Raw genomic sequence first — 21,603 nt, 5'->3', positions numbered from 1 at the left:
ATGCCTTACGGCTTGTCCGCGGCAAGTTCTGCCTCGAGACGGATGGCTTCCTCGCCGCCAATGGCCTCGCCGCGGGCCACCATGCCGGAGGTGTCCGAGAGCGGGATAACTTTCATGGTCAGCGCCAATACCAACGCCACCACCATGAAGGGGATCAGGTACCAGAATACAGGTGCCAGCGAATCGGCGTAGGCGTTGATGATGCCGTCCTGAATTGCCTGCGGCAACTGGTGGAGCGCTTGCGGGTCAAGGCTGGACATGGAGTTGCCGGCCTGCTCAGGGCTGGCACCGGCAGCAGTGAAAACGTCCGTGAGTGAATTGGCCAGGCGAGTGGTGAACATGGCACCAAATACTGCCACACCCAGAGCCGATCCAACTTCACGGAAGTAGTTGTTCGTACTGGTCGCCGTGCCCAGTTGTGCAGCGGGAACCGAGTTCTGCACCACAATGACCACAATCTGCATGATCAGACCCAAACCGGCGCCGAACAGGAACAGTTGGGCACAAATAACCCAGATGGGCGTTTCTGCGGACAACGTGGTCATCCACAGCATGGCGAGGATGGTCAGCACCGAACCGGCGATGGGGAAGGCCTTGTACTTGCCAGTTTTCGTCATGCGGATACCGGACCAGATGGACGTGCCCATCAAGCCCACCATCATGGGCAGCATGAGCAGGCCGGATTCGGCGGCTGAGGTGCCGGAGGACATTTGCAAGAACGTGGGAACAAAGGCCAGGGCTGCAAACATGCCCATGCCCAGCACAAAGCCGATGGCCGTGGAGTTCAAGAAGATCGGGTTCTTGAACAGGGACAGTGGAATGATCGGATCTGTGGCGCGTGACTCGGTAAAGATGAACAGCGCAACCGCTGCGATCAAACCGGCACCCCACGCCCAAGTGTTGAGAGACGTCCAGCCGCCGGCCTTGCCGCCAAAGTCGGTGAAGAAGATCAGGCAGGTGGTGGCGATGGACAGGAACGCCACACCCATGAAGTCAATTTTCTGACTGGCTTTCTTGGAGGGCAGGGTCAGCGTGAAGAAGGCCACGATGAAGGCGATGATGCCAACGGGGATGTTGATGTAGAAAGCCCATTCCCACGTGAGGTGGTCCACGAAGTAGCCGCCCAGCAAAGGCCCGGCAACGGCGGCCAGGCCAAAGATTGCGCCCAACGGGCCCATGTACTTGCCGCGCTCGTTGGCCGGGACAATGTCGGCAATAATGGCTTGCGAAAGGATCATCAGCCCACCGCCACCCAAGCCCTGGATGGCGCGGAAGATGACAAAGCCCCAGAAGTCGGTGGCGAAGGCACAGCCGATCGAGGCGAGCGTGAAGATGGCAATGGCAGCCAGGAACAAGTTCCGCCTGCCCAAGATGTCCCCAAATTTTCCGTAGACGGGCATCACGATCGTGGTGGCCAGCAGATAGGCGGTGGTGATCCAGGTCTGGTGCTCCACACCGCCAAGCTTGCCCACAATGGTGGGCATGGCGGTGGAAACGATGGTTTGGTCGAGGCTGGAGAGCAGCATCCCGGCAATGAGCGCGGAGAAGATAATCCAGATTCTCTTTTGGGTCAGCAGGAGCGGTTCGCCTGCTTTGATGGCCGTGCTCATGGATTTCCTTCGTGGCTCAGGTGGGAGGAGACAAAGAACTGTTGGGCGGCTAGGACATTCCCGCCCAGGATCTCGCGATAGGAACGCGTGTTGTGATCGGAGAAGAAGGTCTGGCTGGAGCGTCGGGACAGCGCGCCGAAAATGCCGGCGGCCATGATAGCGCCCGGATCATCAGGGGGCAGCTGCTCCCGCTCAGCGATGATGGCAGCAAATTCATGTTCGCGGGTTTCGGCACTGCCCAGCACTTTCAACATCAGCTGTGGCTCCACCTTCATGGCTGCGATTAGATCCTGAATGTGTTCGCGGCTGAAGTTCATTTGCACCGCCATGGCGCAGGTCAGCTCGAACAAGTCGTGCAGCAGTGAGGTGGACAAGCCCTGCGGTCCGCGTTCAGCACCGCACTCCTGGGCTCCGCCGGCTAGGAAGGCCGCCATGTCCCCGGACGGGAATTCATCCAACAGGTGACCCACGATCGCGTCTTCCTTGGACGGGAAGTAGTTGAAGAACGTGCGGCGGGAGATGCCCACTTCCTCGCACAGTTGCTCGATGGTGAAGCCGTTGAGGCCTTTTTGCGCAGTGACGAGCCGGGCCGCTGCGGTGATTGCCGAACGGGTTGCCTCACGTGCGCGTGCCCGCAGGCCCGGCGCGGCACAGAAATTTGCACTTTCAGTCACGAAGTAAAAGTTTGCACTATTTCTATAGGAGTGCAAAATTGTCGGAAGGTGTTGTTAGGCACAGCATTTAAACAAACGAGCGGGAGGTCTCCTTTGCATCAAAGGGGACCTCCCGCCGTCGTCCAGCGATGCCGAAGGCGTGCCATGTCAGCGAGGGGCCGTGAAATTATCACCGCCCCCGCCGGCCTGGCACGCCCTCGGTGCAGGCTTATTATTGGGGCGCGCGGGTCATGGCGAGCACGTCCAGGCCGGCGTCGAGCTGCTCCATGGTCAACTCGCCGCGGTCCACGAAGCCCAGGGCCAGGACGGCTTCACGGATGGTCAGGCCCTCCTTGATGGCGTGCTTGGCGATCTTGGAACCGTTTTCGTATCCGATGTACTTATTCAGTGGCGTCACGATCGACGGGGAGGCCTCGGCCAGGAAACGGGCACGCTCCACGTTGGCGGTGAGTCCGTCCACCATCTTGTCCGCCATGATGCGCGAGGTGTTGGTGAGCAGGCGGATAGACTGCAGCAGGTTGGCGGCCATGACCGGGATGCCCACGTTCAGCTCAAAGGCGCCGTTCGTCGAGGACAGGGCAATGGTGGTGTCGTTGCCGATGACCTGGGCGGCGACCATGATGGCGGCCTCACAGATCACGGGGTTGACCTTGCCCGGCATGATGGAGGAGCCCGGCTGCAGGTCGGGGATGGAGATCTCGCCCAGACCGGTGTTGGGGCCTGATCCCAACCAGCGAAGGTCGTTGCTGATCTTCATGATGGAGTAGGCGATGTTGCGCAGCTGGCCGGAGGCCTCAATGAGTCCGTCGCGGTTGGCCTGGGCTTCGAAGTGGTTGCGGGCCTCAGTGAGTGGCAGGCCGGTCTCCTGCGCCAGCAGGGCAATGACGCGCTGTGGGAAACCGGCGGGGGTGTTGATGCCGGTGCCAACCGCGGTGCCGCCGAGGGGGACTTCGGCCACGCGCGGCAGGGAGGATTCCACGCGCTCAATGGCGTAGCGGATCTGCGCAGCATAGCCGCCAAATTCCTGGCCCAGGGTCACGGGGGTGGCATCCATCAAGTGGGTGCGGCCGGACTTGACCACGGTGGCGAACTCGGCTTCCTTCCGCTCCAAGGACTCGGCCAAGTAGGCCAGGGCCGGGATCAGGCCGTTGATCAGGGCGGAGGTTGCTGCCACGTGCACGGAGGTGGGGAACACGTCGTTGGAGGACTGTGAGGCGTTGACGTGGTCGTTGGGGTGGACGCTCTTATCGGAGTTGGCAGCTGCCAGGGCCTTGTTGGCCAGCGTCGCCAAGACCTCGTTCATGTTCATGTTGGAGGAGGTGCCCGAGCCGGTCTGGAAAACGTCGATCGGGAAGTCGCCCTCGTAGCCGCCAGCAGCCACAAGATCGGCTGCTGCCTCAATGGCCCGGGCCAGTCCAGGATCCAAGACACCCAGTTCGGCGTTAGTGGTGGCTGCGGCCTTCTTGATGAGGGCCAGAGCAGCGATGTGGGCCGGCTCCAGCGTCATGCCGGAGATGGGGAAGTTTTCCACGGCCCGTTGCGTCTGGGCGCTGTACAGGGCGTTGGCCGGAACCCGGACCTCGCCCATGGTGTCATGTTCAATACGGAATTCTGGTGCGCTAGCGGCAGCTGTATCAGTCATGTCTTACACCATATCGCCGCCGTGGGCAGAGCCACAAAAACAAGGACCGCACCGACTCGAGGTGCCCCGGGCTTTTCCACGCACGACGGCGGCAGTCAAGTGCCGCTGTCGTGCGTGGTATTGCTGTGCTTGGCTGAGTCGTCCAGACTGCGCTGTACCCTGACAGGCAAGGCGCAGGCTAGAGGCCGATGGAGCCGTTGCTGTAGACGAGGTCGGCGTGGCCGTCGTTGAGGCGGTAAGTCAAACCGACCACTGCGGTCTTTTGGCGGGCCACGGCGCTGGCGATGATGGGGGAGTTCTCCACGAGGCGGAAGGCGGTCTGCTTGACGTGTTCCTCGACCATGTCGCCGATGGTGCTGTCCGGATCGTTGCGCAGCGAGGTCAGCACTGAAGGAGTGATGCGCTCGACGAGGTCGCGGATGAAGCCGGCCGGCATCTGGCCTGTGGCAACGGCGCCCTTCGTGGCGGTGACGGCGCCGCAGCTGTCGTGGCCCAGGACCACGATCAGGGGCACGCCCAGGTATTCGACGCCGTACTCGAGCGAGCCGAGAGCGGTGTTGTCGATGACATGGCCGGCGGTGCGGACCACGAAGGCGTCGCCGAGACCCAGGTCAAAGATGATTTCTGCGGCCAGGCGCGAGTCCGAGCAGCCAAAGATCATGACGAACGGGTGCTGGGTGGAGACGAGGGAACTGCGGCGCGCCGCGTCCTGGTTGGGGTGGGAAGAGCTGGCCTCCACAAACCGGGCGTTTCCTGCCATGAGCGTCGCCCAGGCCTGTGCAGGCGTCTGGGGATGAGCCGAAATAGCGTTGATGTTTCCGTCTTCTCCACCGTGCATTATTTGCCGTCCTTCTGTGTTGGTGTGCTGTTGGGATCAGGGCTGCTGGGGGCCGGGTTGGCGTGTTCGGCCGCAAGCAGTTTGGTGGTGCTGGCAGCCAGTACATCGAAGTCCTTGAAGTCCGCTTCACCGGTCAACACGATGGTGGTTTCGCCGGTGGCCAGCACCAGGCTGCGTTCACCTTTAGGTTTATCACGGAGTTCCCAATCACTGCCGTCAACGGTGCGGGTTCCCGTAATAGGGGCATTTCCGGTTTGGGTGGCAGTCCAGGTGGGGTTCGCGGTGCCGGATTGGCGCAGGGCAATGAAAGTGTTGCTCGCCGTAATGTAGCCAACGTCCCAAAATGAGACCCCGTCGGCTGCGGCCGGATTCCATCGCGCGTAGTTGGCGGACCAGCCCTCGGGCAGGACGGGCGCCACGGGAGTGAACCCAGCCGTTTCAGACGCGTGCGCTGAAACAGCGGCGACGTCGATGGGGGTACGGTAATTATCCGCCTTTTGCTGCGGATTGAGCCACACAATGGTCAGCACAATAGCCACAGTCGAGAGCATGGCCAACAGCATTCCAATCACGGAAGCGTTGGCCCGTTTGGCGGCACCGGCTGCAATAACCGGCTTGACGGGCGGGGTGGGGCTGGAATCACTCACCCCACCATCTTCCCAGAAATAGGCGGACAATTTTCCCACGATCTTACCGACGTGGGCCACATCACGCAGCGGGGGAGGCGTCGTCGCCTATGATTGGTTCAGAAGTAAAGAAATGCCAGGGTGCGCACCGCCGCGCACGGCAGTCCTGCAACAACCTAAACAATGGGGTTTACACGTGGCTAACAAAACATCGCAGATGAATTATTCGCAATTGTCCCGTTCACTCGCCGTGGGCGATGACGAACCGGACCGCAACCTTGCCCTTGAACTGGTGCGCGTCACCGAGGCAGCAGCCATTGCCGGAGGCCACTGGGTCGGTTTTGGAGAAAAGAACTTGGCCGACGGCGCTGCAGTAGATGCGATGCGCTCACTTCTTTCAACCGTCCATTTCAACGGTGTTGTCGTCATTGGTGAGGGCGAGAAGGATGAAGCCCCCATGCTGTACAACGGTGAAGTTGTGGGCGACGGCTCCGGCCCCGAGTGCGATGTTGCCGTGGATCCCATTGACGGCACGCGCCTGACTGCCATGGGCATCAACAACGCGCTGGCCGTGTTGGCTGTCGCAGAACGCGGCACCATGTTCGACCCCTCCGCCGTGTTCTACATGGAGAAGCTTGTCACCGGCCCGGAAGCCGCCGACATGGTTGACCTGCGCCTTCCCGTGAAGCAAAACCTGCACCTCATCGCCAAGGCCAAGGGTGTCAAGGTCAACCAGCTCACCGTCATGGTCCTGGACCGCGACCGCCACCAGCCCCTCATCCAGGACATCCGCAATGCCGGGGCACGCACCAAGATCATTCTGGACGGAGACGTGGCCGGCGCCATTGCCGCAGCACGTTCCGGCACCGGCGTCGATGCCCTCATGGGCATCGGCGGTACCCCCGAGGGCATCGTGGCGGCCTGCGCCATCAAGACCCTCGGCGGCGTCATCCAGGGCCGTCTGTGGCCCACGGACGACGACGAGAAGCAGAAGGCGCTCGATGCCGGGCACGACCTTGACCGGGTGCTGTCCACCAACGACCTCGTCACGAGCGACAACTGCTACTTTGCCGCCACGGGCATCACCGACGGCGACCTGTTGCGCGGCGTGCGTTACGACAAGGGCAAGGTGCTGACGCAGTCCATCGTCATGCGCTCCAAGTCCGGCACCATCCGCTTCGTCGACGGCGAGCACCAGGCGCACAAGTGGGAAACCTACGCCCGCCCGAACTAACACACAGAAACAGCCCGGCGCAATCTAGCGCCGGGCTGCTTTTTTTGAATTCAAGCTTGTTGAGACCTGCGTTTAACCCTTTTTGAGCTTTGCCTGGACGCTTCTGGCCGTGGTGCGTGCTGTTTTCAGCGCACCTACCAGGAGCGTCCGTGCTTTGCGGCTTGCCGCGTAGGCGGTGTACATGACCTGGTTGATGGGCAGGTCCCACGTTCCCGGGTATTCCACCTCGGCTCCGCCGAAGGAACGCTTGAAACGGGAGAAACCCGCCCAAGGGTGCTCCGGCTCGTCTTCGGGGCTGACACCCCACATGTCGAACTCGCTGATACCGGAGACTTTCGCGTCCAGCATCATGGTCACCAACAGCGGTATGCCCGCGTTGAGCTTGCGGTGCGCGTCATCGGCTGCCGCGTGCGCATAGACGCGGGTGTCAGCCGTGTCGTAGGACAGGGCTGCTGCGATGGGTTCGCCGTCGAGCTTGGCGATGAACAGTTTGGCGGCGCCAGCAGGCATGAGAACTTGGGCGGCGTGACGCAGGTAGTTATCTGATTGCGCCGTGAAATCTGCACGGTTGGAGACCTTGTGCAGGAAGCCAAGCAGGATGGTCAGCTGCGCAGGATCTGTGGAGACCTCGAAAGTGACGCCCTTTTTGTGAATGTTGCGGAACAAGTTCCTGCTGGTGCTGCGCATCCCCTTCAGCAGCGCGTCCTCATCCTGGCGCAGGTCGACCTTCCAGCTCAGATGTGGCTGCACGTCGGCTGGGGCGCGATGCAGTCCGTGGGCGATCAGGGTGGCTGCGGCATCAGCGCCGAGCCCGGCGGCCGCAGGTTCCACCCGCACGTAGTGGGCTTTGATGGAACGGGCCAAACCGGCAAGCTCGGCGATGGCCTGGGCCAGTTCTGGTTCCTCGTCGGCGCATGGCCCGTACGGCGCGTACAGGTACGTACCTAGGGGTGTTTTTTCCTCGACGGCCAGAAAACTCCAGCCCGGCCCTTCCGCTTCGTGAACGGTTTTGCCCAGGCTTCGCTGGAACTGTGCCCAGACGGCAGTTTGCAGGATGGGTTTCATGAGGTGAACGCTCCACAGGTGACGGCGAAGACCACGGAAGTTTCCCCGGCCGCATCCACGTGGGGGTGGACCATGACAGGATTCTCCGCTGCCGGAACAAAGACCGATGAGCCCCGCGCCAGGACCATGTCGCTTCGCGGGGAATCAAGGAGCACGGCACCGGAGACGGACAGGACCAGCAGCGGTCCATTTTGCAGCAGTGGCACGGGTGCAGAATCAGGGGCGATCTCCACCCGTTGCAGGGTGAACTCGGCAGCGGGCGGTTCCCAAAGGTGCTGGCCAAGATCGGTGACTCGGGAGGGCACCAAGGGGACGGCGCGGGGGATGAAATCCACTGTTGCCAGTAGCTCCGGCACGTCCACATGCTTTACCGTCAGCCCACCGCGAAGTACGTTGTCCGAGCAGGCCATGACTTCAAGGCCAAAGCCATTCAAGTAGGCATGGATATTGCCGTCCGGCAGGTACATGGCCTGACCGGGGACCAATGACACGCGGTTCAACAGTAAGGAGGCCAAGACGCCCGAGTCGCTGGGGTATTGCCCGGCCAGCTCAACCACTGTGGCCAGGGCTGGAGGCAACGTGTTTGCTGAAGTGGCGGCTACAGCTGCCAGGGCTGGGATTGCAGTTTCAAGCAGTGCGGTGGTTTCGCCACCGTCCTGCAACAGGGTTTCAAAAACACTCTGCACCACGGCGTGTTCGGCCATGCGTGAGTTCAGCGTCATTTGAACCTGCTGGAGCAGTTCCGGTATCCGGGCGCCGGTGGCGGCAATGGCGTTTACCACGGCGCTGAACAAGTCAGCAGCCTCGGCACTGGGGCGAAAGCCGCAGAGCGCCTCGAAGTTCGTCAGTGCAAACAACATTTCCGGCTTGTGATTTGCATCCTTGTAGCTGCGGTGTGGAGCATCGCGCGGAATTCCGGCGGCCTCTTCGGCAGCAAACCGCTCCCGCGCCCGCTCAAGCTTCGGGTGCACCTGCAGTGACAGCGCAGTGTCGGCTGCCAGCAGCTTGACCAGGAACGGCAGCTGGGCGCCAAAGGCATCAAGCGCCTCCTGGCCGAGTGTACTCAGGGGGTGCTCTGCGATCAGCTGGTCAAGAGCCACCGGCCCCTCGGGTGTGGTGGCAATGGACGGTGAATCGGCGTGCGCACCCATCCACAGCTCTGCCTCGGGGCCCCCGCTTGGCTCAGTGCCCAGCAGTGCGGCGATGGCCGTGCGGGAGCCCCACGCGTAGTCGCGGACAACATTGGTCAGTGCAAACATGGGCATTTTCTCCTGGTCCAAGACAAACTACAGATCGGGTTGGCTAGAGATCGGATTGACGGTGCTTGCGAAGGCAACTGCCTACGCAAGCAGCCTAGCCCGGGGAGCATGTCCCATTGTTGGACAGCAGCCCGGACAAGGCCACGTCATCTCCGTTGATGGCCAGTTGCTGCAAGTATTCTTCGGTGATGTTCGGGTTGGTCGAGGGTGCGGCAGGGGCTGGTTCTGGTACAGCCGGAGCCTCGGGAGCCGGCTCGGCAGGTGCATCAGGGGCAGGTGCATCAGGGGCGGGGGCATCCGGGGCGGGTGCATCAGGTGCCGGAGCGTCCGGCTTGGTTTTCGGCGCGGCAGGGTTCTGTGTGGCGGGCGCCGGGTTGAGCAGGGCCTTGACACGCTGGTGGATCTGGTCGAAGTCGGGATACGTGGGGAAGTCTTGGGAGAAGTCCGGAGGCCCAATGGTCAAACGAGCCAGGTCGTGATTTTTTGACTTCAGCGCCAATGAGACGAAGCTGCCCAACTGACCGGCAGGCAGGTCGGATTCAATGACCTTTGCGCCGGCGTCGGCAATGGCGTTGAATTTTGTCAGCACCGTGGCCGGATCCATCTGCGCCAGCATCGCGGCTTGGATGCACTGCTGGCGTTGACTGCGGTTGTATTCAAGGACCCACTGGCGCGAACGGGCATACCAAAGTGCATGGTAGCCGTCGAGCTTCTGCACCCCGGGGGCAATCCAGCCGGTCGGCGGCAGGTGGTCGCCGGTGCCGTTGACGTCGTCCCCGCTGATGGGGACCCAGCCGCCGGCGTCGATGGTGACCCCGCCCAGGGCGTCGATGAGCTTGGAGAAACCTGCCATGTCAACGAGTACGTATCCCTGGATTGACAGCCCCAGAATGCCGCCGGCGGCATCCATCATGGCTGCGGCGCCAGGATCAGGGGCGTTGGGATACAGCTTTGGGTGGTTGTTGGTGACGTCCGTGTACAGGAAGTTGATGATGCAGTTGTCGCCGCAGTCATAGCCTTCCGGATACACGCCCCACAGTGGTGAATTGACGGAGAACGGGGCGTTTTGCAGGTTGCGCGGGATGCTGATGGTAGCCGCTTGTCCAGTCTTGGCATCGACGCTGACCACGATGATCGAGTCAGGCCGGCGCCCGCTGCGATCCGCGCCGGCATCCCCGCCCATCACCAGGAAGTTGTAGCGTCCGTCCACCGGCAACATATCAGGACCGGTCTGGAAAATGTTGGTGATCGCGTTTCGCCCTGAATTGATCAGGAACGCCCCATAGCCCAACGAGCCGCTTGTGGCAACCATGAGGACCACCAGCGCAGCGCCCACCAGCCCACGCATTCCGGGGGCCAGCAGTGCGGGCCTGATGATCTTCAACGTGTTCAGGAACATCACGGCCCAGCCCACAGCCGCCGCGGCCAGCACCACAATGATCAGCAGGGACGTGAGTGGGTTGGTGAAAAGGTTAAGCAGCGTTTCGCGCTGGAGCAGACCAAGCACGACGGCGATGATCACCAGTGCCCAGGCGGCGAAAGTGCAGCCCAGGGCAAGTCGGCCGAGCCGTTTGTTGCCGGCCACGATTTGTGCGGAGCCTGGCAGGAAAAGCGTCAGCAGCAGCAGGAACCAGGCTCGTTTTGAGCGCACGAGTGCAGACGCCGATTCCGGGTACCGGACTGGGTTTGTCAACACTGGCGGGCGGCTGGAGGCCTTGTTGACCTTGGGGCTGCCAAAACTCATGCGTCCTCGCTCACACCCAGTGCCGTGCCATTTTTCTTCGGCAGCACCGCCAACGGGTAACTTGCGCCGGCCTTTTCACGCAGTGCTGCGCCTTTGGCGGAGGCCTGGTCTTTCAGTGCCTGCGCAAAGTCCACAAGTTTTCCAGCGAGGTGCAGAGCAAGTTCGTCGGTGCCGGAGGCAAGCATGCGCACGGCCAACAAGCCGGCGTTGCGGGCACCTCCGATGGAAACGGCGGCTACGGGGACACCTGCTGGCATCTGGACGATTGACAGCAGCGAATCCATGCCATCCAAGGTCTTCAGCGGCACGGGGACACCCACCACGGGAAGGGTGGTGACGGAGGCAAGCATGCCGGGCAGGTGGGCTGCGCCACCGGCGCCTGCAATGATGACCCTGATGCCGCGGGCGGCGGCGTCCTGGCCGTAGGCGATCATTTCCGTGGGCATGCGGTGGGCGGAGACAACATCCGTTTCAAAGGGGATGTTGAACTCGCTCAGGGCCGCAGCGGCCGCTTCCATGACGGGCCAATCTGAGTCGGAGCCCATGACAATGCCCACCAAAGGCGTGGCGGACCCGGCGGTGGTGGTTGGTGTCATCGTTGTGCTCCTTCTGCTCCGTCGCGGATGATGTTTGCCACGGTGGTGGCGCGGGCGCGGACGGCGGCTATGTCGTCGTTCCCGGAACCAATCAAATTAACGTGGCCGATCTTGCGGCCGGGGCGTACTGACTTTCCGTAGCTGTGCACTTTGACGGACGGGTCAGCTGCCAGAGCGGCAGGGTAGGCGCTGAACAGGTCCTGGTTGGCGCCGCCCAGGAAATTCTTCATGACGACGATCTCCCCGAGTGCGTCGGTGGCACCCAAGGGCAGGTCAAGCACGGCACGCAGATGCTGTTCGAACTGGCTAGTGACGGCACCGTCCATGGTCCAGTGACCTGTGTTGTGCGGACGCATGGCGAGTTCGTTGACGAGGTAGCCGGGTCCGCGGCCGGGTGTTTCGAACAGTTCGGCAGCCATGACGCCGGTGACACCGAGCTCGGCGGCGATCTTCAGGGCGGCCTGCTGGGCTTGGGTGGCGACGTCGTCCGGGATGCCGGGGGCGGGAGCGATGACTTCGTCGCACACCCCTGCCACCTGGATGGACTCGGCCACAGGCCAGGCCTTGGCCTCGCCGGACGGTGTGCGGGCCACCAGGGCGGAGAGTTCGCGGGAGAAGTCCACAGTTTCCTCCACGAGGAGCGGGCTCATGGCATCGAACCACTGGGCGAATTCCGCGGCGTTCTCGGCGTTGCCCAGGAATGCGACGCCCTTGCCGTCGTATCCACCGCGCGGCATCTTCAGCACCACGGGCCAGCCGTGCGTGTCACCGAAAGTTGTGATTTCTGCCACGGAGGTCACTGCTGCCCAGGCAGGGTTCGGCAGGCCAAGGCGTTCAATGGCGGCGCGCATGACCAGTTTGTCCTGGGCGTTGATGAGCGCATCGGGACGCGGCTGGACGTTCACGCCTTCGGCGATGAGCGTTTGCAAGTGGTCGCTGGGGACGTGTTCGTGGTCAAAAGTGAGCACGTCAACGCCACGGGCAAAGCCGCGCAAAGCGTCAAGGTCCGTGTAGTCGCCCACGGGTGCCTGGGCAACGACTGCCACAGCGCACACCTCCGGGGATTCAGCCAGGACACGCAATTCAAAACCAAGGGCCACGGCGGCAGGGGCCATCATGCGGGCCAGCTGTCCACCGCCCACTACACCGATCACAGGAAAAGTCACAGTCCCCAGCGTACCGAAAGTCTGTCCTGTTCCCTGCCTTTACCCCGCACATGGGGCGAGTTCACGGCCAAATATGGGCCTATTCCCAGTTCATCGGCGCCTGTTTTGATCGGGGAAGAGATGAGGTGGCTTAGAATCTAGGGAAGGCCGCAGCGTGATTCATCCGTTTTTGGCCGTTAGCCCACGGAGGATCATGTTCGGAAAACTCGTCGACCGCATCAAAGGCCTCATGGGCCTATTTTGGCGTGAAGTGGCCAAATTTGGTGTTGTTGGTGGCATCGCCTTCGTGATCGACACCGGAATCTACCTGTGGCTGCTCGGCGGAAGCATGTCCGGACACCCCACCAAGGCGAAGATCATCTCCGCCATTGTGGCCACCATTTTTTCCTGGCTTGCCAATAGATATTGGACGTTCCGCCACCGCCGTCAAGCCAATGTGTTGCGCGAAGTGAGCATGTTCATTCTCATGAACGGCGTCGGTATCGCGATAGCGGGCGCGTGCGTCTACATTTCCCACTGGGTCCTCGGTTTTGAATCGGCCTATGCGGACTTCGTGTCAGGATCTGTGGTTGGCCTGGTCCTTGGCACCATCTTCCGCTTCTTTGCCTACAGGTTTTGGGTCTTCACCGCTGAACTTGACCAGGAGCCGGGCTTTGCCGATGACCATAAGCTCCTTGAGCCCCAAGTTGAGAAATAACAGGTAGAGAACTAGAGGCGCCGGGCTCAACCCTGGCTGATGTTTTCGCTGGTGCGCAACTTTTCCGTGGGCTCCACACCGGTGTCCAGCAGGACCACTGAACCACCGTCTGCCCAAGCGTTGAGGGCGGCAGGTACGACGGCGGCCCACCCTTCGCTGGCTTGCAACATGACCCGCCGGGGTGCTTGTTGCACTGCAGGCTGGTCCTCGGAGGCCAGCAGTTGGTCGTAGCTGACGGCTGTGGTTCCGTGCTGCCAGGCGAGGGCTGTGGGAGCCGGAGCGTCATCGGCGGAGAACACGTCTGCGTGTGCCCGCACGTCCCCGCAGTAGTCAAGGGTTCGCGCAGGCAGATCTTCCATCCAGCGCATCTGGAGCGCAGGCAGCGCCACTGCAACCACCAGCGGGCTCGGCGATGCCCCGTCAAAGCGAAGTTGTGCTGCCGCGGGGTTGGTGGTGGCCACAATGTCGGTGCGGTGGGTTGTCTCCGGTGTGGCTGCTGCATTCGTCACAGTGGCCGTGGCGCCCACTGCCCAGGTGGCCAGCAGCCATACCAGCGAACGCCAGTGCAGCGGCAGGTCCAGATCAACAACGGTGCCGGGTTCGGCGTCGAGCTCGTCAACCAAGTAGTTTGCCGTCTTGGCCACCCAGTTTTCCAGCACACGTCCGGAAAACTCCACGCGCTCGGCGTCAGGCCCGTACCAAGTCAATCTGGGTGCGGTGGGGTTGTTGGTGCGCAAGGTCGCGAGTAGATCGGTGAGTGTGCCGGGTCGGAGGTTCATGGTTAACCATCTTTCCACGTCTGTCCTTGGGTGCGGCCCCGCCAACGCCCACCATTGAGGCCATCGAATGGATAAATTGCCCTTTGTGGCGTGATGTGCATTACACGGCGCAGGTGGCGGTGGTGAAAAGTTCCTGAAAATGAGTGGGGTTCAGACAGTGACAACGCTTTGAGTGCGTAACCCTGCGTCATTGCAGGTATGTGTTGCTATGAAATTCTCGGGCGTGGCGTGCCAGAAGAACGTGTGTAGTAGTGGTTATCATTCGGCTCCGCTTGACGTGGCGAACTTACATGGATGTAATTAGACCCAGCAATTAGCAGGAATTGGACGTACGAACCGCTCTTAGACAGACTGTTGGCCGCACGGTGCGGAAACCGAAAATTCGGCAAACAGTTATTGGCGGCAACATTCAGGAGGACGATTATGGGGCAGGCTCGGCTGAGTGTGGTAAATCTCCAGGACGGCACAGTGGATCAGGAGGGGGTAGTGGCAGCGCAGGCAGCCGCAGCCTACCGTTCCCGGGGTGTGCCAACCGACTGGTACGTGGACCCGGCAGACCCGGAATCGGCTGCCTTTCACCAACGTGAAAATCACCAGAGCCTGGAGGACGCAGCAACAGCTTTCCTCACCTCGCGTGAGGAGGAAGGGCCTGCAACACTCCATCCGGCCAGTGTGGAGGGAGTGGGTAACGAGCCCGTTTGGATTGGGTTGCGAAACCAACCTGAAGATTTCAGCGACGAAGGTGAACTAGGCTGGCAGACTGATGCTTTGTGTGCGCAAACCGATCCGGAGGCCTTCTTTCCTGAAAAGGGTGGTTCCACCCGGGATGCCAAAAAGGTGTGCGGTGCGTGCAACGTCAAAGCCCAATGCCTTGAATACGCTCTGGCCAATGATGAGCGGTTTGGAATCTGGGGCGGCCTGTCGGAGCGTGAGCGTCGGCGGCTGCGGAAGCGAGCGGTCTAATTCTTGAAGCAGTAAAAGTCACGGCCGTTCTGGTTGCCCACAACGGCGGTGCCTACCTCCCCACGGTCTTGGCTGCCCTGGCCTCGCAAACCCGGCCAGCCGACGTCGTGCTTGCCGCGGACACCGGATCCACAGACGACTCAGGTGAGTTGCTGCGCAAGGAGCTGGGCGAACGCAAAGTCATTTCCCTTGACGGGCGAAAAGGCTACGGTGCGGCCGTGGACGCAGTCCTGGATCACCAGCAACACCTGAACAGCGGCGCAACGGTGCCCGTGCGGGCAGGCGCGGCCGGTGGGGTGGATGTGTTGGAGGGCGGCGATGGGGCAAGTGGCCCGAGCTGCAATGAATGGATCTGGTTGCTCCAGGACGATGCTGCCCCCGCGCCCGACGCGCTGCAAAGGTTGCTTGACGCTACAGAGCGTACCAACACCGCAACGGTGGTCGGCTGCAAGCAGCTTGACTGGGACAACCACCGTCGGCTGGTTGACGTTGGGTTGTGGGCCAACAAGCGGTTTGATCGTTTCGCGCTGATCGGCCTCGACGAGCAGGATCAGGGCCAGTATGACAACAGGTCTGACGTATTTGCGGTGAACTCAGCAGGCATGCTCGTACGCCGCGACGTATTTGAAAAACTTGATGGATTCGACCCTGCCCTGCCCGGCACAGGGGATGATCTGGACTTTTGCGCGCGGGTCCGCTTGGCGGGGGACAGGGTTGTTGTGGTTCCCGACGCCCACATTTTTCACGTGGTGCACAGGCCCCATGGCATGGGTTCGGCCGTGGCCGCCCGCAAAGCGGCAATCTTCATGCGGCTAAAACATGCCCCGGCCTGGACCGTGCCTTTCCACGTCGTAGGCATTTCCCTGGGCGCGCTCTACTGGCTGGCTGCCGGGTTCGTGTTGAAAGCACCCGGCCACGCAGTGCGGATGTTCGCCGCAACGTGCTCCGGCCTGTTTCGCCCTGCCACCCTGAATAAGAGCCGGAGGGCGCTCGCAGTGCAGTGGACCAAGCCACGGTCCGTTCACAAGGATGTCCTGGTGGAGAACGGTTCCGTGCGGGACCAATTGAAGATCTTACGGGAGACCATTGGGCCCGACGAGGACCTGCCGCAGGAAAACCTTGCCGTTGCTGCCATCCATGAACCCACCGGTGAAACACACCAGGAGAGCGTGGCCCCGCTGGCCGCCATTAAGACGGCCCCGATCGTCAGTGCTCTGGCGCTCGTCATCATCCTGACAGTCTTTTCGCTCGTTGCCCTCTCGCGCTTCTTGGCCGCACCCGCGTTGGCTGGTGGCGCACTACTTCCCGTCTCAGCACAGTTGAGCAGTGTGTGGCAGCATGCCACCGACTGGTGGGTGTCACTTGGTTCAGGGATGCCAGGGCACGGCAATCCATTCAATGTTGTTTTGACTGCGCTCAGCGCGTTGGGCGGCAACGGCTCGCAATCCATACTCTGGCTGGTGCTGCTGGCTCTTCCGCTCTCCGCTTTCACTGCTTGGCTGGCCGCCGGTGCGCTGACGCGACGGCGTTGGATCCGCATTGTTGCGGGTTTTGCGTGGGCAGGGGCCCCGATGTTGCTCACCGCCATGGGCGAGGGGCGCGTGGGCGCTCTACTGGCTCATGTATTGATTCCCGTTGTAATGCTGGGCTTGATTCGTGCGGTGGGTGCAGCCGCCGGACCGGAAGTTCGTGGTGTTCAAGTTCCCGATACGGTGGGGGAGGCTGGCTCTTCCCCTGTTGCGAAACTTGGCCGTACAGGTGTTGACGGCAATCCGTCGTGGACGGCAGCCGCCGCCGCCGGGCTGGCCCTTGCCGCGGTGACGGCTGCTGCGCCCAGCTTGCTGCCCGTGGCCGTGCTGGGTATTTTGCTCACCGCCGTTTTCATGGGTCGCCGCGGCAAGACCGTCTGGTGGGCGCTTGTACCGCCGGTTGCCCTGTTCCTGCCTTTTGCTTGGTCCGCTTTGGCCAACCCACGAGCACTGCTGGCTGATCCCGGCCTGCCGCTGGCCTCACATCCAGGGCCGCTGTGGCAGCAGCTGCTCGGCTTCCCTGAGCGTCTCGACGCCGCTGCTGGGCTCCCGGGGTTGGGTTCGCTTACCACCGCGCCTTGGTGGTTGTGGCTGACTGTCGTCTTGATTGGTGCCCCCGTTGTCTTGGCTGCAATCGGAGCTTTGCTGCTGCCGTTGCGGCGCGCCGGCGTTGTTCGGGTGTTGTGGCTCGTGGCCTTGTTGGCTTTGGCCGCTGCCTACGCCGGAAAGTTCATTGCTGTTGCGTTTGACGGCTCCACTCTTATCACGCCATACAACGGCCCCGCTGTGTCGCTGGCTTTCTTTGCGTTGCTTGGCGCCGCTGTGGTTGGTTTTGATGCCGCGTACCGCCGTGCCTACAGCCCGCACCACAAGTTCAGGGACAGTTCAAAGCCGCAGCGGCACAGGCCCGCGAAGGTCACGTCCATCACATTGTCAGTGCTGCTGGTTGCCGCCCCGCTGGTGAGTTTGGGACTGTGGGGCGTCCAGCAATTCTCCGAGAATCCGCAGACCCCGGCTTTGACTGGACCCTTCCTGCCACAAGCGGTCACCGCAGGAACCATTCCGGCTACTGCGGTCGACCGTGGCACCGGGCCTGAAGCCAGCCGCACCATTGTCTTGGCTGTCATGCCCGACGGCGGCGTGCATGCCACGCTGATGCAGAGTGCTGGCACGACCTTGGATGCCACATCCACTATTGCCGCCGCAGCATTCGTCACAGGGGCCCCTGGTGAGGAATTCGTGCTTGAAGCAGACCCCGCCACGAAGACGTTGCAGGACAGTGTGGCGGCCATATTGTCCCAATCGGGCATTGACCCGCGGGCAGGATTGGTCGATCTTGGCGTTGGTTTCGTGGTGCTGCGCCATGGTGATACGGCAGCTGAGCTGCTGGCTGGCGAGTTGGAGGCTATTCCGGGACTGGACACTGTGGGACCCACCAAATCAGGCTGGCTGTGGCGTGTGAAGCCCGGCTATTCCAGTAGGGGCCTCAGCGATGTAGTGAACCGTGTCCGCATTGTCGACGCTGCGGGCAAGTCCGTGGCGCCGGTGGCTTCACAAGGGCAAAACGTGGCAACGGCGATTGCGGCAGGAGCTGACGGTCGTCGCGTGGTGCTGGCAGAGCGCTCGGATGCGCGGTGGCAGGCTTGGCTTGATGGTAAATCGCTGAAGGCATCCTCCTCGGGGTGGGCCCAGGCCTTTGAGCTTCCCGTGGCTGGTGGTGAATTGGAGATTCGCTACGTTCAGCCGCTGAGCACGGTCTTTTCCTTGGTTCAGTTGATCTTGTTTGGGTTGACGGTTCTGTTGGCTATTCCAGTACGTGCGCGGCGTGGCGGCACCGGCGCTTATAGGGACGAAGCATCATTGCAAAAGGTTGGTAGAGGTGCCTGAGATCAAGGATGATGCCGTCAAAAAGGGCAGCGCTACTAAAAAGGGCAGTGCCACCCAAACGGCCATGACGGCGGAAGAAGCTGTGCAACCCGCAGTCAAGCCAGTGAAATCTTCCAGATCTGTCCGCGCCAAGCGCCGCTGGCCAGCAGTCCTCGTGGGGGCCGCAACGCTGGCTGTGGCTGTGGTGGGGGTGGGGACTGCCAGCGTGTATCCGGGGATCAACGCGACTTCAGCAGTCACCCCAGTGCCGCACCCGCTGCCGCTCGGGGAGGCCCTTGCCAATTGCCAGGGCCCCACCCAGCTGTTGGCAGGGTCCTCCGTTGGAGCTGACCCTGAATTCTCGGCAAACTCCTCGGGCACGACAACCCAGCTCGATGCTGTGGTGCTGAGCGGCTCTACTGGAGAACTGCCGGAGTCTGGCGTGCAGGCGTTGGATGGAAAGTTCATTTCATTGTTCCCAGTGTCTGCCAAAGGGATGCCTGAGCCGAAGCCTTCGGAACTGCCGGGAGCGGCCAAGGCAAGGGCCGGCGTCGTGGGAGGAAAGACGGTGGGAGCGCCGTCAGTATTGGGCATTCAGCCGCTCGGGCAGGAAATCTCCCAAGGATCGGGTTCCGTCGTCGTCGCTGCGAGCAATGGCGACTTGGCCGGGTTGGCAGCAGCGACATGCCAGCGGCCTTCGAATGAGCTGTGGATTTCCGGGGCAAGTACATCCATTGCCCGGACGGCGTTGCTCGCGATTTCGAATTCGTCTCCTAGCCCGGCCACTGTTTCACTGGAGCTGTTCGGGGCGAACGGGCCCATACCGGCGCCGGGCGGCAAAGGGTTGGTAGTTGCGCCCGGAACCGTACGTTCAGTGGTTCTCGCCGGCTTGGCACCGGATCAAGAACAGCTCAGCGTTCACCTCAAGAGCAGTGGTGGGGCCGTTAGTGCCGTGATCCAGCAGTCTGTTCTGCGAGGGCTAATTCCTGGCGGAGTTGACTATTTGGCCCCTGTTCAGGCGCCTGGATCCAGCTTCACCATCCCGGGTGTGCGTGTGCAGACGCCAAGTGCAGCAGCGGAAATCTCGGCCCAGGACGGGTACAAAGACGCTACAACCAGTCTCGTTGTGACCGTCCCGGGAGCGAGTGACGCGGTGATTGAAGTCAAAGCCTACGGCGCCGAGGGCCAGGTTGCCCTGCCCAAGGGTGGAGTCCTTACTGCGGGGGCGAGCAAGGTTACGGAGATCTCGCTTGGTGGTCTCCCCAAAGGCACATATTCGATCAGTGTCAAGGCTGACGTACCTGTCACGGCAGCTGTGCGACTAGTCAATTTCACCAAGCCGGGCAAAGCGGTGGACTTGGCGCTGGCGCCATCGGCCGCGCGATTGGGCGACACCCACCTTGTGTCTGTGCCCAAGGGAGTCGGTTCTACCTTGGCGTTTGTCTCCACTGAAGGGGAAGCGACACTCAAGCTCGTGCCGATTTCCGAATCAGGCGTGCTTGGTGCTGGCAAAGATATTCAGCTCAAGGCTGGCAATACAGTGACCGTGAATCCTGTATCACTGCTGGGATCCGGCACAGCTGCAGTTTTGATCTCTGTGGCTGGGGCACCCACCTTTGGTACGCAATTGCTGGACACGGCCGACTCCGCCAATATTGCTGTCCTACCGATCGCAGGAACCACATCTGGAGCCCAGTCGATTAACATCACCACCGGCTACTAGACCAGAAGTCAGAACTACTAGACCAACAGTCCGTTCGTACGGGTGAATCAACAGCTGCTCCAACCCAAGCATTTCGGTTCCGTATGCGATGCTCCGCTGAGTGAGTGTGAGCTGTTGCTATGAGCGACTTTGCCCGTGGTTATTTTTGTGGTGGTTGGTGTAGTTGATGAGGATGTGTTCTAGTGGGCTGGTGATGGTGGGTTGCGGTCCCAGGCTGGTGGTTGGGATGGTGGTTTGGAGGGTGTTGAGGGCCGTGTTGAGTGCGTTGTTGAGGCGTTTTTTGAGCCATTTGGGGTAGGCCGGTGGTCGGGGTTCGTGGTGTTGGGGTCGGTGGTAGTTTCCGGAGGGGCTGAGCCAGGCGGTGGTGCCGTTGGTGGTGGGGAGGGGTTTCCAGCCGCGGAGGCGGATCTTGGTTCGTTCCGGGTCGTGTTCGCGGCGGTAGTGGCCGTGTCTGGTTTTGTCGTCTTTGAAGTGTTTGAGCAGGTGATGGCGTTGGCAGGCTGGTCGTTGGTTGGTCAGGGTTGTTTTCCCGCCGTGTTCGTGGGCGGTGAGGTGGTCTGTGTCGGTGTCCATGACGGGGTTGGGGCAGTTCGGGAAGTAGCAGCCGCCGGCTAGGGCGCGCAGGAGTGCTTTTTCGCTTTCCCGTAGTGTGTAGCGTTCTGCTTTCATGTCCAGGGGCTCATCGGTGACTGGATCGGTGAGGACGCGTAAGAACGTGGGGGAGTTGGCGAGGAGTTTTTGGGCGATGGGGATCGGGACGGGGCCGGAACCGATGAGTTCGGCGGGTTCGTCGGTGATGTTCAGTGCTGAAAGGAACGGCACGGTGAGCAAGATCAGGGCTTTGGGCAGGGGAGGGTCGATCATGACGTGGTGGTGGCGGAGGATTTCGAGCTGGTCGAGGTAGTCCTGTTCAGGATCCTCCGGGATACCGTCCACGACCCCGTCAACGAAGCCTGAATCATCCCCGAGGAGTTCCCCGACCACCGGAACATCCCCCACCCCACCAGCGGAACCAGCATCAGCATCAGCATCAGCATCAGCATCAGCATCAGCATAAGTACCAGTTCTATGGGAGGTGTCTTGGCTGGTGGGTTGACCGGCTTTAGGGCTGATGGCGCCGGTGGTGGCGGGTTCTGGTGGTGTGGGGTGCCGGTGTTCCCAGGGTGGGGGATCGTCCATGAGGTGAACCCCGAACGCGGAACTGGCACCGAAGGGGACATCGCTTCCCTGACCCGACGGATCAGAACCCTCCTCCTTTTGGTCCTGACCGCGGTTGCCACGGGTTCCGGTTGTCCCTCCAGCGTCAGTATTGCTGCTGCTGGTGTTGGTGGTGCCGCTGTTGCCGGGGAGGGGTTGTTGGTTGATGAGGAGGGTGGTGGCGATGTCGAGGCGTAGTTGGGCTAGGGTGCGGTGTTCTCCGGTACTGCCGCTGGTCCCGGTGGTGGTGGGTGGGTGGTGGTGTTTAATGGTGCGTGCTGTGCGGGTGCAGTTGACCCAGGCTGCTTGGGCGCTGATGGTGGGTAGGTGCAGGGTGAGCCAGGACATGCCGTCGCGTCCGGGTTCCAGGGTCATGGCGCGGCGTTGGTAGGCCT

Annotated in this window: 17 protein-coding genes; 5 read left to right on the top strand and 12 right to left on the bottom strand. The window is 61.8% G+C overall.

Features of this window, described 5'->3' with window-relative positions:
- Positions 1 to 5: 5 nt before the first annotated feature.
- From JMA46_RS10075 to JMA46_RS10055, 5 genes are all read right to left on the bottom strand, one after another.
- Complete coding sequence (locus JMA46_RS10075; protein WP_207345205.1) at positions 6 to 1,610, bottom strand: MDR family MFS transporter; 1,605 nt, start codon at positions 1,608 to 1,610, stop codon at positions 6 to 8.
- The gene (locus JMA46_RS10070) at positions 1,607 to 2,284 is read right to left on the bottom strand and encodes a TetR family transcriptional regulator (RefSeq protein ID WP_207345204.1); all 678 of its coding nucleotides are present in this window, start codon (positions 2,282 to 2,284) and stop codon (positions 1,607 to 1,609) included. The genes JMA46_RS10075 and JMA46_RS10070 overlap by 4 nt, the downstream gene beginning before the upstream one ends.
- Before the next feature lie 211 nt (positions 2,285 to 2,495).
- Positions 2,496 to 3,926: a class II fumarate hydratase gene (locus JMA46_RS10065; RefSeq protein WP_207345203.1), complete on the bottom strand. Its 1,431-nt coding sequence runs from the start codon at positions 3,924 to 3,926 to the stop codon at positions 2,496 to 2,498.
- 178 nt (positions 3,927 to 4,104) lie between these two features.
- Positions 4,105 to 4,764 (bottom strand): carbonic anhydrase, encoded by a 660-nt coding sequence (locus JMA46_RS10060; RefSeq protein ID WP_207345202.1) that lies wholly within the window; start codon positions 4,762 to 4,764, stop codon positions 4,105 to 4,107.
- Positions 4,764 to 5,411 (bottom strand): DUF4245 domain-containing protein, encoded by a 648-nt coding sequence (locus tag JMA46_RS10055; RefSeq protein WP_348770114.1) that lies wholly within the window; start codon positions 5,409 to 5,411, stop codon positions 4,764 to 4,766. Before JMA46_RS10055 ends, JMA46_RS10060 begins: the two co-directional genes overlap by 1 nt.
- A gap of 196 nt (positions 5,412 to 5,607) precedes the next feature.
- Here JMA46_RS10055 and glpX point away from each other — a divergent pair, with 196 nt between their 5' ends.
- Positions 5,608 to 6,624: a class II fructose-bisphosphatase gene (gene glpX, locus JMA46_RS10050; protein WP_207345247.1), complete on the top strand. Its 1,017-nt coding sequence runs from the start codon at positions 5,608 to 5,610 to the stop codon at positions 6,622 to 6,624.
- Between the two features lie 72 nt (positions 6,625 to 6,696).
- Here the strand turns inward: glpX and JMA46_RS10045 are convergent, their stop codons facing one another.
- From JMA46_RS10045 to JMA46_RS10025, 5 genes are all read right to left on the bottom strand, one after another.
- Entirely contained in the window at positions 6,697 to 7,689 is a 993-nt protein-coding gene (locus JMA46_RS10045; protein ID WP_207345201.1) for a peptidoglycan bridge formation glycyltransferase FemA/FemB family protein, read from the bottom strand.
- A complete protein-coding gene (gene manA, locus JMA46_RS10040) occupies positions 7,686 to 8,948 on the bottom strand; it encodes a mannose-6-phosphate isomerase, class I (protein ID WP_207345200.1) in 1,263 nt (420 codons plus the stop codon). The genes JMA46_RS10045 and manA overlap by 4 nt, the downstream gene beginning before the upstream one ends.
- A 94-nt stretch (positions 8,949 to 9,042) precedes the next feature.
- Positions 9,043 to 10,692, bottom strand: coding sequence for an LCP family protein (locus JMA46_RS10035; RefSeq protein ID WP_207345199.1), 1,650 nt, complete (start codon positions 10,690 to 10,692; stop codon positions 9,043 to 9,045).
- Positions 10,689 to 11,288, bottom strand: a complete 600-nt coding sequence (gene purE / locus JMA46_RS10030) for a 5-(carboxyamino)imidazole ribonucleotide mutase (RefSeq protein WP_207345198.1) — start codon at positions 11,286 to 11,288, stop codon at positions 10,689 to 10,691. Before purE ends, JMA46_RS10035 begins: the two co-directional genes overlap by 4 nt.
- Entirely contained in the window at positions 11,285 to 12,454 is a 1,170-nt protein-coding gene (locus tag JMA46_RS10025; RefSeq protein ID WP_207345197.1) for a 5-(carboxyamino)imidazole ribonucleotide synthase, read from the bottom strand. The genes purE and JMA46_RS10025 overlap by 4 nt, the downstream gene beginning before the upstream one ends.
- Before the next feature lie 193 nt (positions 12,455 to 12,647).
- Here JMA46_RS10025 and JMA46_RS10020 point away from each other — a divergent pair, with 193 nt between their 5' ends.
- Complete coding sequence (locus tag JMA46_RS10020; protein ID WP_207345196.1) at positions 12,648 to 13,151, top strand: GtrA family protein; 504 nt, start codon at positions 12,648 to 12,650, stop codon at positions 13,149 to 13,151.
- A 26-nt stretch (positions 13,152 to 13,177) separates the two neighbouring features.
- On the opposite strand, the gene JMA46_RS10015 is transcribed toward JMA46_RS10020, so the two are convergent.
- Positions 13,178 to 13,930 carry a TIGR03089 family protein gene (locus JMA46_RS10015; protein ID WP_207345195.1) on the bottom strand — a complete coding sequence of 251 codons (753 nt, stop codon included), beginning with the start codon at positions 13,928 to 13,930 and terminating at the stop codon, positions 13,178 to 13,180.
- Between the two features lie 423 nt (positions 13,931 to 14,353).
- Here JMA46_RS10015 and JMA46_RS10010 point away from each other — a divergent pair, with 423 nt between their 5' ends.
- The 3 genes from JMA46_RS10010 to JMA46_RS10000 are packed head-to-tail and all read left to right on the top strand — an operon-like array spanning position 14,354 to position 20,011.
- The gene (locus JMA46_RS10010; protein ID WP_207345194.1) at positions 14,354 to 14,893 is read left to right on the top strand and encodes a WhiB family transcriptional regulator; all 540 of its coding nucleotides are present in this window, start codon (positions 14,354 to 14,356) and stop codon (positions 14,891 to 14,893) included.
- The gene (locus tag JMA46_RS10005) at positions 14,893 to 18,309 is read left to right on the top strand and encodes a glycosyltransferase family 2 protein (protein ID WP_348770119.1); all 3,417 of its coding nucleotides are present in this window, start codon (positions 14,893 to 14,895) and stop codon (positions 18,307 to 18,309) included. Before JMA46_RS10010 ends, JMA46_RS10005 begins: the two co-directional genes overlap by 1 nt.
- Positions 18,302 to 20,011, top strand: a complete 1,710-nt coding sequence (locus JMA46_RS10000) for a DUF5719 family protein (RefSeq protein WP_207345193.1) — start codon at positions 18,302 to 18,304, stop codon at positions 20,009 to 20,011. The genes JMA46_RS10005 and JMA46_RS10000 overlap by 8 nt, the downstream gene beginning before the upstream one ends.
- Positions 20,012 to 20,128: 117 nt before the next feature.
- Here the strand turns inward: JMA46_RS10000 and JMA46_RS09995 are convergent.
- Positions 20,129 to 21,603, bottom strand: a 1,475-nt coding sequence (locus tag JMA46_RS09995; RefSeq protein ID WP_207345192.1) for an HNH endonuclease signature motif containing protein, incomplete at its 5' end; no start/stop codon positions are given.

This window comes from Arthrobacter sp. E3 (assembly GCF_017353415.1).
Lineage (GTDB): Bacteria > Actinomycetota > Actinomycetes > Actinomycetales > Micrococcaceae > Specibacter.
This window is presented reverse-complemented; position numbering and strand designations above follow the sequence as displayed.